Source organism: Streptococcus anginosus (genome assembly GCF_001697145.1).
Lineage (GTDB): Bacteria > Bacillota > Bacilli > Lactobacillales > Streptococcaceae > Streptococcus > Streptococcus hominis.
This window is the reverse complement of sequence record NZ_CP012719.1, coordinates 177772-194522: the sequence shown is the minus strand read 5'-3', so window position 1 is coordinate 194522 and position 16751 is coordinate 177772. Positions and strand designations below refer to the sequence as shown.

12 protein-coding genes are annotated in these 16751 nt (G+C 41.3%); 2 read left to right on the top strand and 10 right to left on the bottom strand.

Annotation, left to right across the window (positions count from 1 at the left end; genetic code table 11):
* Positions 1–15 precede the first annotated feature (15 nt).
* Together rpoB and pbp1b are read right to left on the bottom strand one after the other, a co-directional pair.
* The gene (rpoB, locus tag SanJ4206_RS01010) at positions 16–3582 is read right to left on the bottom strand and encodes a DNA-directed RNA polymerase subunit beta (protein ID WP_003029439.1); all 3567 of its coding nucleotides are present in this window, start codon (positions 3580–3582) and stop codon (positions 16–18) included.
* Positions 3583–3879: 297 nt separating this feature from the next.
* A complete protein-coding gene (pbp1b, locus tag SanJ4206_RS01005) occupies positions 3880–6219 on the bottom strand; it encodes a penicillin-binding protein PBP1B (protein ID WP_003029441.1) in 2340 nt (779 codons plus the stop codon).
* A gap of 182 nt (positions 6220–6401) precedes the next feature.
* Here pbp1b and tyrS point away from each other — a divergent pair, with 182 nt between their 5' ends.
* Together tyrS and SanJ4206_RS00990 are read left to right on the top strand one after the other, a co-directional pair.
* Positions 6402–7658 (top strand): tyrosine--tRNA ligase, encoded by a 1257-nt coding sequence (tyrS, locus tag SanJ4206_RS01000; RefSeq protein WP_003029444.1) that lies wholly within the window; start codon positions 6402–6404, stop codon positions 7656–7658.
* Positions 7659–7902: 244 nt separating this feature from the next.
* A complete protein-coding gene (locus SanJ4206_RS00990) occupies positions 7903–8739 on the top strand; it encodes a putative RNA methyltransferase (RefSeq protein WP_003029446.1) in 837 nt (278 codons plus the stop codon).
* 57 nt (positions 8740–8796) lie between these two features.
* Here SanJ4206_RS00990 and SanJ4206_RS00985 read toward each other — a convergent pair whose 3' ends face one another.
* The 8 genes from SanJ4206_RS00985 to SanJ4206_RS00950 form a co-directional block, all read right to left on the bottom strand.
* Positions 8797–9477 (bottom strand): rhomboid family intramembrane serine protease, encoded by a 681-nt coding sequence (locus tag SanJ4206_RS00985; RefSeq protein ID WP_003029447.1) that lies wholly within the window; start codon positions 9475–9477, stop codon positions 8797–8799.
* On the bottom strand, positions 9470–9997 hold the full coding sequence (locus tag SanJ4206_RS00980) for a 5-formyltetrahydrofolate cyclo-ligase (RefSeq protein ID WP_003029448.1): 528 nt from the start codon (positions 9995–9997) through the stop codon (positions 9470–9472). Before SanJ4206_RS00980 ends, SanJ4206_RS00985 begins: the two co-directional genes overlap by 8 nt.
* Positions 9998–10041: 44 nt before the next feature.
* Positions 10042–11172: an N-acetyldiaminopimelate deacetylase gene (locus SanJ4206_RS00975; protein ID WP_022525454.1), complete on the bottom strand. Its 1131-nt coding sequence runs from the start codon at positions 11170–11172 to the stop codon at positions 10042–10044.
* Positions 11173–11184: 12 nt separating this feature from the next.
* Entirely contained in the window at positions 11185–11883 is a 699-nt protein-coding gene (dapD, locus tag SanJ4206_RS00970; protein ID WP_003029450.1) for a 2,3,4,5-tetrahydropyridine-2,6-dicarboxylate N-acetyltransferase, read from the bottom strand.
* Positions 11884–11997: 114 nt separating this feature from the next.
* The gene (gltX, locus tag SanJ4206_RS00965) at positions 11998–13455 is read right to left on the bottom strand and encodes a glutamate--tRNA ligase (RefSeq protein WP_022525455.1); all 1458 of its coding nucleotides are present in this window, start codon (positions 13453–13455) and stop codon (positions 11998–12000) included.
* A gap of 207 nt (positions 13456–13662) precedes the next feature.
* Positions 13663–15081 carry a DNA repair protein RadA gene (gene radA / locus SanJ4206_RS00960; RefSeq protein WP_100069431.1) on the bottom strand — a complete coding sequence of 473 codons (1419 nt, stop codon included), beginning with the start codon at positions 15079–15081 and terminating at the stop codon, positions 13663–13665.
* A complete protein-coding gene (locus SanJ4206_RS00955; protein WP_003029453.1) occupies positions 15041–15484 on the bottom strand; it encodes a dUTP diphosphatase in 444 nt (147 codons plus the stop codon). Before SanJ4206_RS00955 ends, radA begins: the two co-directional genes overlap by 41 nt.
* A gap of 93 nt (positions 15485–15577) precedes the next feature.
* Complete coding sequence (locus SanJ4206_RS00950) at positions 15578–16612, bottom strand: S66 family peptidase (RefSeq protein WP_157622001.1); 1035 nt, start codon at positions 16610–16612, stop codon at positions 15578–15580.
* Between the last annotated feature and the right edge of the window lie 139 nt (positions 16613–16751).

Genomic DNA, 16751 nt, shown 5'->3' with positions numbered 1-16751 from the left:
CTATTGAATCAGTTCTTATTCTTTCCCTTCAGCATCAAAAGCGGCTTTTGCTTCTTGTGCTGCTTTTTCACGTGCTTTTTCAAGATCGTCTACATGAATCACATCATCATCCATGCCTTCATCCAAGTCACGAAGTTCGACTTCATTGTCGTCTTCATCAAGGACACGCATGTCAAGACCAAGTGATTGCAATTCTTTTACAAGGACACGGAAGGATTCTGGAACACCTGGTTTTGGAATTGGCTTACCTTTGGTAATGGCTTCATAAGCTCTCAAACGACCATTGATGTCATCTGACTTGTAAGTCAAGATTTCTTGAAGGACGTTAGAAGCACCGTAGGCTTCAAGAGCCCAAACTTCCATTTCTCCAAAACGTTGTCCACCAAACTGCGCTTTACCACCAAGAGGTTGTTGCGTAACGGTTGAATAAGGACCAACGGAACGGGCATGAAGCTTATCATCGACCATGTGGTGCAATTTAATCATATACATGACACCGACAGATACACGGTTGTCAAACGGCTCGCCCGTACGACCATCATAAAGAATCGTCTTGGCATCGCTATCCATGCCTGCTTCACGAACAGTATCCCAAAGGTCATCTGAGCTTGCTCCGTCAAATACTGGCGTTGCTATGTGGATACCAAGGTTGCGAGCAGCCATACCAAGGTGAAGCTCCATAACCTGTCCGATATTCATACGTGATGGCACCCCAAGTGGGTTCAACATGATGTCTACTGGTGTTCCGTCTGGAAGATAAGGCATATCCTCAACTGGAACGATACGGGAAACAACCCCTTTATTTCCGTGGCGTCCGGCCATCTTATCCCCAACGCGGATCTTTCGTTTTTGAGCAATGTAAACACGCACCAACATGTTGACACCAGATTGCAATTCATCACCGTTCGCACGAGTAAAGATTTTCACATCACGGACAACCCCAGCACCACCATGTGGTACACGAAGAGATGTGTCACGTACTTCACGAGATTTATCACCGAAAATTGCATGAAGCAGGCGTTCTTCAGCAGATAAGTCTTTTTCACCTTTCGGTGTTACTTTACCGACAAGAATGTCGCCTTCTTTTACCTCAGCACCAATGCGGATAATTCCCATTTCGTCAAGGTCTCTCAAAGCATCTTCCCCAACATTTGGAATTTCGCGCGTAATTTCTTCAGGTCCAAGCTTTGTATCACGTGTTTCTGATTCAAATTCTTCCAAGTGAACAGACGTGTAAACATCGTCTTTCACTAAACGTTCACTCATGATAACGGCATCTTCAAAGTTGTAACCTTCCCATGTCATATAAGCAACGATTGGATTTTGTCCAAGCGCCATTTCACCTTTTTCCATAGAAGGTCCGTCTGCGATAAAGTCACCTTTTTCAACTGTATCGCCAACTTTTACCAGCGTACGTTGGTTGTAAGAAGTACCAGAGTTTGAACGGCGGAATTTCGTAATATGATAGACATCAAGTGAGCCATCTTCACGACGAACTTCAACTTTGGCTGCATCAGAATATACAACTTTACCGTCGTGTTGGGCAATAATCGCCGCACCAGAGTCGTGAGCTGCTTGGTATTCCATTCCCGTACCAACGTATGGTGCATGCGGATCAATCAACGGTACCGCCTGACGTTGCATGTTGGCACCCATGAGAGCACGGTTTGAGTCGTCGTTTTCAAGGAAAGGAATACAAGCCGTCGCAACCGCAACTACCTGCTTAGGCGATACATCCATGAAGTCTACTTGATCTGAAGGAAATTCTTGGTTGTTCCCTTGGTGACGTCCCATGACAATCGCTTCTGCAAAACGACCATCTTCTGTTAATTTAGAATTTGCTTGCGCTACGATAAATTCATCTTCTTCATCCGCTGTCAACCAAACGATTTCATTAGTGACCAGACCTGTTTCACGATCCACTTTACGGTAAGGCGTTTGGATAAAGCCATATTTATTCAAATGCCCATAAGAAGACAAGTTATTGATCAAACCAATATTTGGTCCTTCAGGTGTTTCAATCGGACACATACGACCATAGTGGGTATAGTGCACGTCACGCACTTCGTATCCTGCACGGTCACGTGTTAAACCACCAGGTCCTAAGGCAGATAAACGACGCTTGTGAGACAACTCAGACAGTGGATTGTGTTGATCCATAAATTGAGACAATTGAGAGGAACCAAAGAATTCTTTGATAGCTGCTGTAACTGGGCGTATGTTAATGATTTGTTGCGGAGTCAGTACTTCGTTATCTTGCACGCTCATGCGTTCACGCACATTGCGCTCCATACGAGACAAGCCAAGACGTACTTGGTTAGCAAGTAATTCACCAACGGCACGAATCCGACGATTTCCCAAGTGGTCAATATCATCCACACGACCCAGCCCTTCAGCGAGGTTCAAGAAGTAATTCATCTCAGCCAAAATATCTGCTGGCGTAATCGTATGAACTCGATCACCTGGGTTAGCATTACCAATAATAGTCACCACGCGATCTGGATCAGTTGGCGCCACCACTTTGAATTTTTGAAGAACGACTGGATCCGTCAATACAGCTGCATCATTTGGAATATAAGTAATTTTATTCAAATCACCGTCCAAGTATTCTGCAATGCTATCAATGACACTACGTGTCATAACAGTTCCAGCTTCAACCAAGATTTCACCTGTTTCTGGATCTACCAAAGGCTCTGCAATTGTTTGATTTAACAAACGTGTTTTAATGTTTAATTTTTTATTGATTTTATAACGACCAACTGCCGCCAAGTCGTAACGATGTGGATCAAAGAAACGAGCGACCAATAGACTACGTGAGCTATCAGCTGTTTTAGGCTCACCTGGACGAAGACGTTCATAGATTTCTTTAAGCGCTTCATCCGTACGTGAATCCATTGGATTTTTATGAATATCCTTTTCAATCGTGTTGCGAACGAGATCGCTGTCGCCGAAAATGTCAAAGATTTCATCATCACCAGAAAAACCAAGCGCACGAACAAGTGTCGTAAACGGAATCTTACGAGTACGGTCAATCCGAGTATAAGCAATATCTTTTGAGTCTGTTTCCAGCTCTAACCAAGCTCCACGGTTAGGAATGACAGTTGAACCATAACCAACTTTACCATTTTTGTCTACTTTATCGTTGAAGTAAACACCCGGAGAACGAACGAGCTGTGATACGATAATCCGCTCACCACCATTGATAATGAATGTCCCCATTTCGGTCATGATTGGGAAATCGCCAAAGAACACTTCTTGGGTCTTGATTTCACCAGTTTCTTTATTAATCAAACGGAAAGTCACAAAAATAGGTGCAGAATAGCTGGCATCATGGATACGTGCTTCTTCTAAAGTGTATTTGGATTCTTTAATTTCATAACCAACAAACTCTAGCTCCATTGTGTCTGTAAAGTTTGAGATAGGAAGTACATCTTCAAATACTTCTTTCAAACCATGGTCAAGAAAATCTTTGAACGAATCCGTTTGGATTTCAATCAAATTTGGTAAATCAAGAACTTCCTTGATTCTTGAAAAACTACGACGAGTACGGTGTTTCCCGTATTGAACTTCATGTCCTGCCAAGTTTTTTACTCCTTCTTCTTTCTACATTCTCTATTACATGATAGAGTAGCAATTTTCATTTGTCCTTTTTGAGTAATTTTCAGAATCTTTAAGTTTTAATGACAAACAATAAAAATCCCAAAAATAGGCACAAAAAGAGCAGCTAAATCTGACTCTGAAAGTATGATTTAACTGCTGTAAGCTTTATATGGACAATATTTCAAATAAAGCAGACGACAAATTATTAGTAATATTATACCTTATTTAACTCTGCTTTTCAAGTTTTTTACTTATGAAAGTGTTTTTATTTACCTTTATTTAGCGTCCGCCTAAAAGTGCTACCCAAGCTTTTTGATAATCACTATCTGTACCACCGATTCCAAATTTATAGGTGGTCATCGGAGCACCGTTTTTTGCCCAATAGCTAGTAACTGTCTGTCCGGCCAGATTCATACTGCGACCATTGACTGTTACTGTGCCAGCTCGTTCACCCGTTGCTTTAAGAACATTGGACTTAATGACACTAGAATCTAGATTGAACTTGTCACCAACTCCCCAGAGACTTGGGTCGGCTTGATAAATTGCATTTACTAGTTGAGCCATATACTGAGCATTGTTGTTGTAACCCGTCAAAGGTGCCATTGAAACATTATTGTCATGACCAATCCAGCCACCCAACGTTAATTTAGGAGTGGATACCATGAGCCACATGTCACCATTGCTGTTAGTCGTACCCGTTTTTCCAATCCAATCAGCACTAGCTAAACCGCTATTGATCTGCGTTAAACGAGATTTGAAGGTCGTCGTAGCACCCGAACTCAATACCCCACGCATAAGACTTTGCATAATCGTCGCTGTTGCCTTAGAATAAACCTGAACAGGTTTTGCTTTGTGTTCATAGACAACTTTCCCGTTTTTTGTCGTAATCTTTTCAATCATATAGCGCTCTTGGTATGCCCCATTATTGGCTAAAGTTTGGAAACCATTGGTGTGTTGGGCGACAGATACTTCAACACCTCCTCCCATTGGCAGACTTTCAATATCGTAATTTTCAATTTGATAGCCCATTTTCTCCATGTACCCTTGGACATTAACTCCTTTGTCACGAAGCAATTTATAAGTCCAATAAGCTGGAATGTTCCAAGAAGTATTTAAAGCCTCCTGCAAATCCATCATGGCTGTACCACGGCTATCTACGTGCATAATGGGTTCGCCGCTAGAGAAATTTGCAGGGTAGTTAGACAACATGCTGGCACTTCCCATAAGCCCTTGGTCTATGGCAATACCATAGGCTAAAATCGGCTTAATGGTTGAACCTGGTGAGCGCTCTGTATCAAATGCATGGTTGTTCTGGTTAGAAGCATAATCACGTCCTCCCACAAACCCCAAAATAGCTCCTGTACGATTATCCATGAGGACATTTCCTGCTTCGACTGCACCTGTTCCATCATCTAAGACACTACCAAAATTAGCTATTGCATTTTGCATTGCATTATGCACATTCTTATTAATGGTTGTGGTGACAGTATAGCCGCCTTCGCTCAACTCTTTCGTAGCTAGTTCTCTGTAGGCTTTCACCGTTGCATCATTTTTCAACTCTTGCTGTGAAACATTGTCACGTTTGATTAAGTAATCATACATTGCTTTTTGAGCTTCTTTCATAGCAACGTAATATAGATAGTCATGTGTTCTTGCCGAAGTCGTATCACTTGGTAAAAAGTCTCGTTTTAAATCATAATCTTTATACAATTGGTACTCGTCTTTACTAATCGCACCTGTCCGGTACATATTGTAAATAACATTTTTCGCACGATTGAGACCAAAAGTCATATCTTTAGCACTTTTCAGGCTACCGTCAGCTGCATAAGGAGAGTAAACAATTGGACTTTGTGGTAAACCAGCAATAAAAGCTGCTTGAGGAATTGTCAATTTGCTGGCAGGAACTCCAAAAATTCCTTGTGCCGCTTCTTCCACACCAGCAATATTTTGCCCTTTGTTATTTCTCCCAAACGGTGCCACATTCAAATAAGTCGTTAAAATATCGTCTTTGCTCATGTAGCGTTCTAAAGCCAGCGCATCAATGATTTCTGATGCTTTACGACTAAAGGTTGGAGCATCGCCGACAACTTGTTGCTTGATTAACTGTTGAGTTAAGGTAGAACCTCCACTTGAGGAACCAATCCCTACAACAGAGCCTAGCGTCGCCCGCAAAACAGCTTTTGTGACAACCCCATTGTGCTTCCTAAAATTCTCATCTTCTGTCGCAATGACCGCTTTTTTCACATTGTCAGAAATATCTTTACTCTTAATTGGCACTCGCAATAAATCACTATCAATGGCTGAAATGGAGCTGCCGTCAGCATATTTTAATTCAGAAATAGTTGAAATATCTTGAATTTTTTTAATGAGCTCTTCTTTTTTAGGAGTTTCAACGTTGTTAAAGATTCTAGCACCATAACCTAATGCAATACCTCCACCAAACAAGCAACCTAAAAAAACAAGCACAAAAAAGACATTTGACAATAACTTTAGAGTACGAAGGACAGTCCCGCCAACACTCCAAAGTGTCCAGCTTTCTTTTTCATTTTTGCTAGGACGATTCGTTTGAAAAAATTTCTCAAACAATCGTTTCATCTTTTCAAAAACTTGTTTACTCATTCTTTCTCCTTGAACTTTCTCTGCCTATTATAGCAAATTTATGAAACTTCTGACAACAGGAAAGGCAATCCTTGGCTGGAATCATTGTTTTTTTAAATTATTTTTGCAATTTCACTACATTCTAATGGCTGTTTGTGATACAATGTTACAATAACTAGAAATTTTATAAAGGAGAGACAGATATGCACATTTTTGATGAGCTAAAAGAACGTGGTTTAGTTTTTCAGACAACTGACGAAGACGCGTTGCGCAAAGCCTTAGCGGAAGGAAATGTTAGTTTTTATTCTGGCTACGATCCAACAGCTGACAGCCTGCACCTCGGTCATCTTGTACCAATCCTTGTCATGAAACATTTACAGTTGGCAGGTCACAAACCCTACGCTCTCGTCGGCGGTGCAACTGGCTTAATTGGCGACCCATCATTTAAAGATACAGAGCGGAGTTTACAAACAAAAGACACCGTTGAGGGCTGGGTACGAAGCATTCAAGCGCAAGTATCTCGTTTTCTTGATTTTGAAAATGGCGATAACAAGGCTGAAATGGTCAACAACTACGACTGGTTCTCCGATATTAGCTTTATTGATTTTCTACGCGATGTTGGAAAATATTTCACCGTCAACTACATGATGAGTAAAGAGTCCGTAAAAAAACGAATTGAAACAGGGATTTCTTATACAGAATTCGCTTACCAAATCATGCAAGGCTATGACTTTTTTGAGCTAAATCGGCAATACGGTGTCACTTTACAAATCGGTGGTTCTGACCAATGGGGCAATATGACTGCTGGTACAGAATTGCTTCGTCGAAAGGCAGACAAAACAGCTCACGTTATTACAGTGCCCCTTATCACAGATGCAACCGGTAAGAAATTTGGAAAGTCAGAAGGCAACGCTGTATGGCTCAATGCTGATAAGACCAGTCCTTACGAAATGTACCAATTCTGGATGAATGTCATGGACGCTGATGCCGTTCGTTTCCTTAAAATTTTCACCCTTCTTCCGCTTGATGAAATCGAAGAAATCAGAAAACAATTTGAAGCAGCTCCACATGAACGTTTGGCACAAAAAATCTTAGCGCGAGAAGTCGTTACACTCGTGCACGGTGAAAAAGCCTACAAAGAAGCACTCAATATTACCGAGCAGCTTTTTGCCGGAAATATCAAAAATCTTTCTGTCAAAGAGCTGAAACAAGGTCTCCGTGGTGTGCCAAATTATCAAGTGAAAGCAGATGATAATCTCAATATCGTAGAACTTTTGGTAACGGCTGGCGTTGTCAACTCTAAACGCCAAGCGCGTGAAGATGTCCAAAACGGCGCTATTTATATCAATGGTGAACGCATTCAAGACCTTGACTACAGATTAACGGACGCTGACAAATTAGAAAACGAACTAACTGTTATTCGTCGTGGTAAGAAAAAATATTTTGTTTTGACTTACTAAAATAGGAAAGAGAGCAATCAACTACTACATCGTTGGTTTATTGCGCTATATACTTTGAAGCTGGAGACTTTTCGCTCCAGCTTCTTTTCATTCTCACTAGCAAAAAGCATATTGTCATAGTGCTTGTTTTAGCTCCAACCGCTTTAAAAGTGTGGTTCATTTTAAAATTCCCTTTCTTTATCTACTTGTCAAAGCATTTCTCACATGTTACACTAGACACAGAAATTGATGAAAGAGAAAACGCATGAAACCCAAACTTAAACGCTTTGAAACAGCTAAGCTTTTTTCTTGCCCTTTTTGTCAGCAAGCCTTGTTTTTATCAGAAAATAGTCTCAAATGCAAAAATAAGCATTCCTTCGACTTGGCAAAGTTTGGCTATGTCAACTTGGCTCCACAGGTGAAGCAATCAAAAGACTACGATAAATCCAACTTTCAAAATCGACAATTGATTCTCGAAGCAGGATTTTACCAGCCAATTTTGAAGAAATTACTAGAAATTTTATCATCTTTATCACAACACGACAATCTGCTGGACATTGGCTGCGGAGAAGGCTATTATGCTCGAAATTTGCAAGCACAATTGCCAGCTAAACATATCTATGCATTCGATTTATCAAAAGAGTCTATTCAACTAGCAGCCAAAAGTGACCACAGCCTGACGGTAAGTTGGTTTGTTGGAGATCTGGCGCACATCCCTATTCAAGATGCTAGCATGAATGTGATTTTAGACATCTTCTCTCCCGCCAATTACCAAGAATTTCAGCGCGTCTTGCGGAAAAACGGCCTGCTCATTAAGGTTATTCCTAGCAGCCAACACTTGCAAGAAATTCGTAGTATCGTTGCCGAGCAATTAACAAACACAAATTATTCCAATCACAAAATCATTGAGCATTTTGAAGAAGCCTTTACCATTACGAATTCTTATGACGTTGCAGCCACTTTCAGCTTGAGAGAAAATGAGAAAGCGGCACTTCTTCACATGACACCGCTTCTTTTTAATATTGACATTGATAAAATAGATTGGTCACCATTAACTGACATCACGATTGCTGCAAAGATTTTAGTTGGTCAACAAATATAAAGCAAAAAGAGGTGAAAACAGATTGCTGCGAGATACAGCAGTCTATCTAACCTCTTTTTATATGCTTCGATTAAAAGCTAACCAAATCATTCCCAAAGCTAAAACAACATAAGCAATCAACGCCAATAACCGTTGCCCCACTTGATAAGCTCTTCTTTCCCCTCGAACTGGAAAAATAACCGCACACAAAGCGCCCCCGACTGCACCACCTAAGTGACCTGCCAGACTAATTCCCGGTGTCAAGCTCAACACCAAGTTCATAACTAGAAGAACTAGGTATGACTGACCGAGTTGCTGAATATAGGGATTGCGAACTGCATAGCGCAAAGTAATAATAGCGCCAAAAATCCCAAACAAAGATGTAGAGGCACCTGCCGCCACAACATTTGGAGTGAAAAAGAAGACAAATACATTTCCTAAAATGCCAGACATCAAGTAAAGAAACAGAAAATTCCACGAGCCAAAAATGTCCTCGGCTTGCCGCCCGAGAAAATACAGCGTAATCATATTCATCACAAAATGCTCCAAGCCGATATGAACAAAAATCGCCGATACTAAGCGCCAGATCTGGCTTGGGAAATATTGAATCGTTCGACCATTCATCGCTCCAAATTCGTAAATCGTTTGGGTACTAGCATAATTAAAGCCACGCAACAGAAACATTGCTAAGAAAACTCCTGTCGTGATAAGCAATAATAAGCTCGTCACTGGATAACGTTTATCATAAATTTTATTCACAAATCAATACCTCCTGAACGGGAATATCATAATTATCTGGTTGAAAATCAACTAACTGGTAAGGATAAATTGTACTGACTGTCATCCCTTTAAAATCAGCCAAATAGCGGTCATAATAGCCGCCTCCATAGCCAATACGATAGCCTTTTTTGTTAAAAGCAACACCTGGAACATGAATCAAATCAATATGAGATTTTTCCACCGCTCGTTCACTTCTTGGTTCCCAGATACCAAAAACAGTCAATTCCAAGTCATTTGGATTATAATCTACAAAAGTCATGCGCCCTTGGGGATAAGTCTTAGGGACCAAAACCCGCTTGCCATCTGCTTGAGCCTGCCTGATGAAAAGACCTGTGTCAAACTCGTGTGGCAAAGATAAATAAACCGCAACTGTTCTAGCTTGTTGATAAGTAGAAGATTCCAGCAAGTACTGAGTGAGCAAAGCATCTCTCTGCTGTTTTACTATCAATTCCTGCTCTTTCATTTTTCTGACTATAGTTTTGCGCAAATCTGCCTTCATTTATCTTCTCCTCAATCAGAAACATTATCAACATTCCCAGCCCATCATTCATTAACTTTTGAACTTAAAAACTTCCCAAATTTTTCAATAGCAAAAGGCAAGGCTGCTTCATCTGGCGCCATTTTAGGATGATGAAGTGCATAAGGACTATCAATCCCCAACCAGAACATCACACCCTTGACTTTACTGAGCAGATAACCAAAGTCCTCACCGGTCATTGCGGGTGAAATATCAATCATGTGCACGTCACTCTCTTTTTGGAAAAAGTTCATACATTGAGCAGCTAATTCAGGATGATTTTCCACAGGAAGATAACCACCTTGTTTCAGCTCCAAATCAAGCTCTACACCAAAAGACTGGGCTACTCCTTCAGCGATTTCCCGCAGGCGTTTTTGAGTGAGCAAATTCATCTCCTGCGTCAATGTTCGAATGGTTCCGTGCAGAAAGGCAGTTTCAGCAATCACATTATTCGTTGTTCCAGCATGGAATTCACCAAAGGTAACGACAGCTCCTTCAATCGGATCTACATTGCGACTCACAATGGTCTGAACCTGAGTGATAAAATAGCTAGCTGCTACCAAAGCATCATTAGCATTATGTGGAAATGCAGCATGACCACCCTTGCCCTTAAAAGTTAATTTAACTTCACAAGTCCCTGCAAAAAGTGTACTAGTATTCGTAGCAATATCTCCTACCTTGAGGTCAGGTCGCACATGAAGCCCATAAAATTCATCTGGCAACCAATCGCCAAAGGCTCCATCTTCATACATCAGCATACCCCCAGCTTCATTTTCCTCAGCTGGCTGGAAAAGAAAAAGTAGATTATTCTTAGGCTGCTCAGTAGTTAATTTCTCCAACAAACCCAGAGCGATTGTCATGTGCATATCATGCCCACAGGCATGCATATGTCCCTCATGTTGACTAGCAAAGGCAAACCCTGTCTCCTCAACAATCGGCAAGCCGTCAATATCTGTCCGCCAGCCAATCGTCTTAACAGGTGTACTGCCTTTGACAAAGACTAAAATTCCCGTACGCCAGGTCCGAATCTCAACAAAATCCAAGCCAGCAATCAACTCATCAATTATTCTCATCAGATAGGCATGAGTCTTATACTCTTCCAGCCCAATTTCCGGAATTTGATGCAAGTCTCGGCGAATTTTTTGATAATCAATCATACATTTCCCTCTTTAAAGTGTCCGAAGAGCGTCTTCCAATGCTGTTTTCTGCTGGGTTTGTTCATCAATTTTCTTAATCACACGCGCTGGCACACCAGCTACAACAACATTTTCTGGCACATCCGTCGTCACAATAGCCCCTGCAGCGACGACAGAACCATTGCCAATCTGCACTCCTTCAATAACGACAGCATTGGCTCCAATCAAAACATTATCTCCCACGCGAACTGGCTCAGCACTGGCTGGCTCAATAACACCGGCAAGAACAGCCCCAGCACCCACATGACTGTTTTTTCCAACAATAGCTCGACCACCTAAAACGGCTCCCATATCAATCATCGTTCCAGCACCAATTTCAGCTCCGATATTGATAACGGCTCCCATCATAATCACGGCATTATCACCGATTTCCACCTGGTCGCGGATAATAGCTCCTGGCTCAATCCGAGCATTGACCTCACGCTTGTCTAACAGCGGCACGGCAGAATTTCGAGCATCCTGCTCCACCACATAGGTTTTATTCTCTTCTAAATTAACCAAAAGAGGTTTAATTTCTTCCCAGTCACCAAATAGAACATTGCCCAATTTGACAACAGAATCCGGCACTTCGTCCACTAGTTTTCCTTCAAAGGTCACTTTTACATTTGTCTTTTTCTTAGCATCCGCTATAAACTGAATAATTTCCTGAGCGGTCATTTTAGTGGCTGACATAGACATTCCTCATTTCGATTTAGTATTAAGAGTTATTATAACATAAAACCAAGCATTTCATCATATAAAAGCAAAAACACCACAAGTTTAACACATGTGATGTTTTCGTTAAATTTATTGGATGTTCTTCAACATATTTTCGATGTGCTCAATAGATTTTTCACGTCCAAGCAGGTAAATGGTGTCTGGTAATTCTGGACCGTGCATTTCGCCTGAAACAGCGATACGAATTGGCATAAAGAGATTTTTGCCTTTGATACCCGTTTCTTTTTGCACTGCCTTGATTTGTGGGAAGATATTTTCTGACTTGAAGTCTTCATCACTCATAGCTTCCAATTTTTCTTTGAATGCTTTCAAAACAGTTGGTACTGTTTCGCCTGCCATAAACTCTTTTTCTTCTGCCGTTAGCTCTGGAAAATCTTCAAAGAAAAGGTCTGTGAGCGGTACGATTTCATCTACAGACTTCATTTGTGGTTTGTAAAGTTCAACTAATTTTTCAGCTTTGTCAGTCAAACGACCAGCCGCTTCCAAGTAAGGTTTCGCCATATCAAAAATGGTTTCAAAATCCGCATTTTTAATGTATTCATTGCTCATCCAGTCTAATTTCTTTTGGTCAAAAGCAGCCGGAGACTTGCTGAGACGATGTTCATCAAAGAGTTGGATCAATTCTTCACGAGAGAAGATTTCATTTTCACCGCCAGGATTCCAGCCAAGCAGAGCGATAAAGTTAAAAACAGCTTCAGGCAAGTAGCCTTTCTTACGGTAATCCTCGATAAATTGAAGGGTGTTTGTATCACGTTTGGACAATTTCTTACCCGTTTCAGAGTTGATAATCAAGGTCATGTGACCAAATTGTGGCGCTTCCCAACCAAGTGCTTCATATACCATGAGCTGCTTAGGTGTATTAGCAATGTGGTCATCTCCACGGATAACGTGAGAAATTTTCATCAGGTGGTCATCCACCACAACCGCAAAATTATAAGTTGGATAACCGTCTTTTTTCTGGATAACCCAATCACCACCGATGTTGCCACCTTCAAATTCAATCTCACCTTTGACAAGATCGTTCCACTTGTAAATACCAGATTCATTGACTGCAAGACGGACTGTTGGAACAATGCCTGCTGCTTCACGCTCTGCTATATAAGCTGCTTTTTCATCTTCAGACATTCCCAGATATTCATTGATGTAACGAGGTGTTTCTCCAGCAGCTTCCTGACGTTCACGCTCTGTTGCCAACTCTTCCTCCGTCACGTATGACTTGTAAGCCAAGCCTTTTTCAAGTAACTCATTGATATAACCTTGGTAAATGTCCAAGCGTTCAGATTGGCGATATTTTTCATGCGTTTCTGGACTCTCATCCCAATCAATTCCTAACCAACGCAGATTTTCCAACTGCGAACGCTCCCCGTCTTCCACATGACGTTTACGGTCAGTATCTTCAATCCGAATGATAAAAGTTCCGCCGTAGTGACGAGCGTAAAGATAATTAAAGAGCGCAGTCCGCGCATTCCCGATGTGTAACAGTCCCGTTGGACTTGGTGCATAACGCACACGAATTTGATTCGCCAATTTTATGTCTCCTAATTTTTATCTTATATTTTCAACAGGAAAAACCTGTTTTTATTTCAAACGTTACTATTATACCACATAGTTGTCGAAAAGAAATAACAGAAACGATGAAACTTTATTATTCTTCCAATCATTTACAGAATTTTCTTAGCAATGTAGAGTCCGTTGTCTGGCTCACCTATCAATTCAATGCTCAGTTACACTAACTTACCCAAACACCTTCTCCAATACTTCTCCAATCGTTGTTACACCAATAACTTCAATAGTTTCGGGAATGTTCAATCCGTTCAGAGAGTTTTTAGGAGCGTAAACTTTGGTGAAGCCCAGCTTAGCAGCTTCATTGATACGCTGCTCAATGCGATTGACACGGCGGATTTCGCCCGTCAGACCGATTTCACCAATAAAACATTCTTGTGGATTCGTTGGCAAATCTTTATAACTCGAAGCAATTGCAACGGCAACAGCTAAGTCAATAGCTGGCTCATCTAATTTGACACCGCCTGCTGACTTGAGGTAGGCATCTTGATTTTGCAATAATAACCCTGCTCGCTTTTCCAAAACAGCCATAATCAGACTGGCGCGATTAAAGTCCAATCCTGTCGTTGTCCGCTTGGCATTGCCAAACATGGTCGGCGTCACCAAAGCCTGCACTTCCGCAAGGATTGGACGCGTCCCCTCCATAGTCACCACGATAGAAGAGCCTGTCGCTCCATCTAAACGCTCCTCTAAGAAAACCTGGCTAGGATTGAGTACTTCAACCAGACCACCTGACTGCATTTCAAAAATACCGATTTCATTCGTAGAGCCGAAGCGGTTTTTAACCGCTCGCAAAATACGAAAAGTATGTTGACGCTCACCCTCAAAATAAAGTACTGTATCCACCATATGTTCCAAAGTTCTAGGTCCAGCCAGAGTGCCCTCTTTCGTCATATGACCGACGATAAAGGTGGCAATATTGTTGGTTTTTGCCAGCTGCATCAGCTCCGCTGTCACTTCTCGCACTTGCGAAACCGACCCTTGCACGCTGGAAATTTCTGGCGATAGAATCGTCTGAATGGAATCTATAATCAAAAAATCTGGTTTGATTTTTTCAATCTCAGCACGAATACTCTGCATATTGGTCTCAGCATAGAGATAAAACTCACTATCAATATCGCCTAGACGTTCCGCGCGCAGCTTAATCTGCTCGGCAGACTCTTCCCCACTGACATACAAGACCGTTCCTTTGTGAGAGAGTTGGGTCGAAACCTGCAATAAAAGGGTAGATTTCCCAATACCTGGGTCTCCTCCGATTAGAACTAAACTTCCTGGCACCACGCCACCGCCCAAGACGCGGTTAAACTCTTCCATATCTGTCTTGGTACGGTTGACATTGATAGAAGTCACCTCTGCTAACTTCATCGGTCGACTTTTTCCCCCTGTCAGAGAAATACGCGCATTCTTAACCTCCGTAACTTCGACCTCTTCGACAAAGGACGACCAAGCCCCACAGTTAGGACAGCGCCCTAAATACTTGGGGGAATGATATTCACAATTTTGACAAACAAATGTTGCTTTTTTCTTGGCTATGATAGATTCCTCTTTCTTAATGCCCAGTGCTTCCAAAACCACCTGTCCGCACACCATCTGCTTCATCATTATCAGCAAGCAAGAACGGCGCAAAAACAGCTTGAACGATACGATCTTCTTCTTCTAAAACCACCTCTTGATCTGTAATGTTCTGCATTTGCGCAAAAATGTGCCCTTCATTTCCCGGATTACCGTAGTAATCCCCGTCGATAACACCCACAGAGTTAATCAAAACTAATCCTTTTTTACGTGGATTAGATGAACGATCATAAAGATAAAGCACCTCACCAGCCTGCATATAGGCCTTGACACCTGTCGGCACCAACTTAATCTCTTTGGGCGCAATAACTGTGCGCTCTGCTACCTTCAAATCATAGCCAGCCGCATGAGCCGTCTCACGCTTTGGCAGTAAATTTTCATTTGTAAAGCTTGAAACAAGCTCAAAACCACGAATTCCCATATTTTTCTCTTTTCTACTTTTGCTTCCCCTATTATACTAAATTCGTAAACAACACGCAAAATGCAGGTCATTCTTCAACCTGCACTTTTAAAGTTATTTCAGTTCATTCAAGAATCGAATGACTTGCTCGTTGGCATCCACTTGAGCTTTCACCCCAAAAGGAACAATTGCTCTTGGGGTAGCATGTCCAACATTTAAATTATACAAAATAGGAATATCCGTATCAATGACATCCAGCAAGATTTGCTTATACTCATTATAGTAAGTTTCATCCATTGGTTTTCCAACAAGCACACCATTTAAAACAGCAAAAATCCCTGTCGCTTTCAAGACTTCTAGCATTTTTCGATATAAAGTTGGTTCTGGTTTTTCCTCACTGGTTTCTAACAAAAGAATTTTTCCTGCCCACTCTGAAAGACTAGAAAAGAGCTGATAGTGAGTACACAGTTCAATCGTATCCTCATGTCTTGTATTATCAAATATCTGATAAAGCGACTCCAAACAGCCTCCTAAAATTTCCCCTTCAAATGTTGCTTTTCCTTTCAGCAATTCAAATCTCTGATTTTCATGGCGAGTCCGCTTCGTTCCTAAGGCTTTTTCACTAAAATCCATCCTCTCATCATACCAGAAATTGCTCGGTCTGATTTCAGAGATAGTCCCTGTTCCAATCAGTTCTTTAAAATATGAAAGCGTATAAGGCAGCATTTCTTCCTCTAACTCACAAACATCAGCAAGAAATGACTGACCATAAAAAGTCTTCACTCCCAACTTATGGAGCATGAGGTGATTCATAGTAGTGTCTGAAAAGCCCAAAATACTTTTCTGATTCACAACCTTTTTTAATTGGTTATCTTCAAACAAATAGGGTAGCAATCGATGCGTATCATCTCCACCAATAGCACATAAAATCATATCAATTAAAGGATCTTCAAAAGCTTGAATCAAATCTTGCGCTCTCGATTCAGGATGGTCTTTCAGATAATCCATTCCTCTTTGTGCGTGCTCTAAAAACGTCACTTCAAGTCCCAAGTCTTTCAAGCGCTTCAATCCCAGCTCAACCTCATGTCTAACGAAACTTTCTCCTATAATCCCGCTTGATAGACTAACGATTCCAACCGTCTTTATCATCTAATCTCCTCCCTTACTGATAATTTGAATCATTATATCACAAAATACAATCAACTAAAATGCTAAATGGCCAATATTCACAAAACAAAACATACTAAGATTAGTAGTGAAGAAATCTCCGACGGGAGAGAGTACTCAC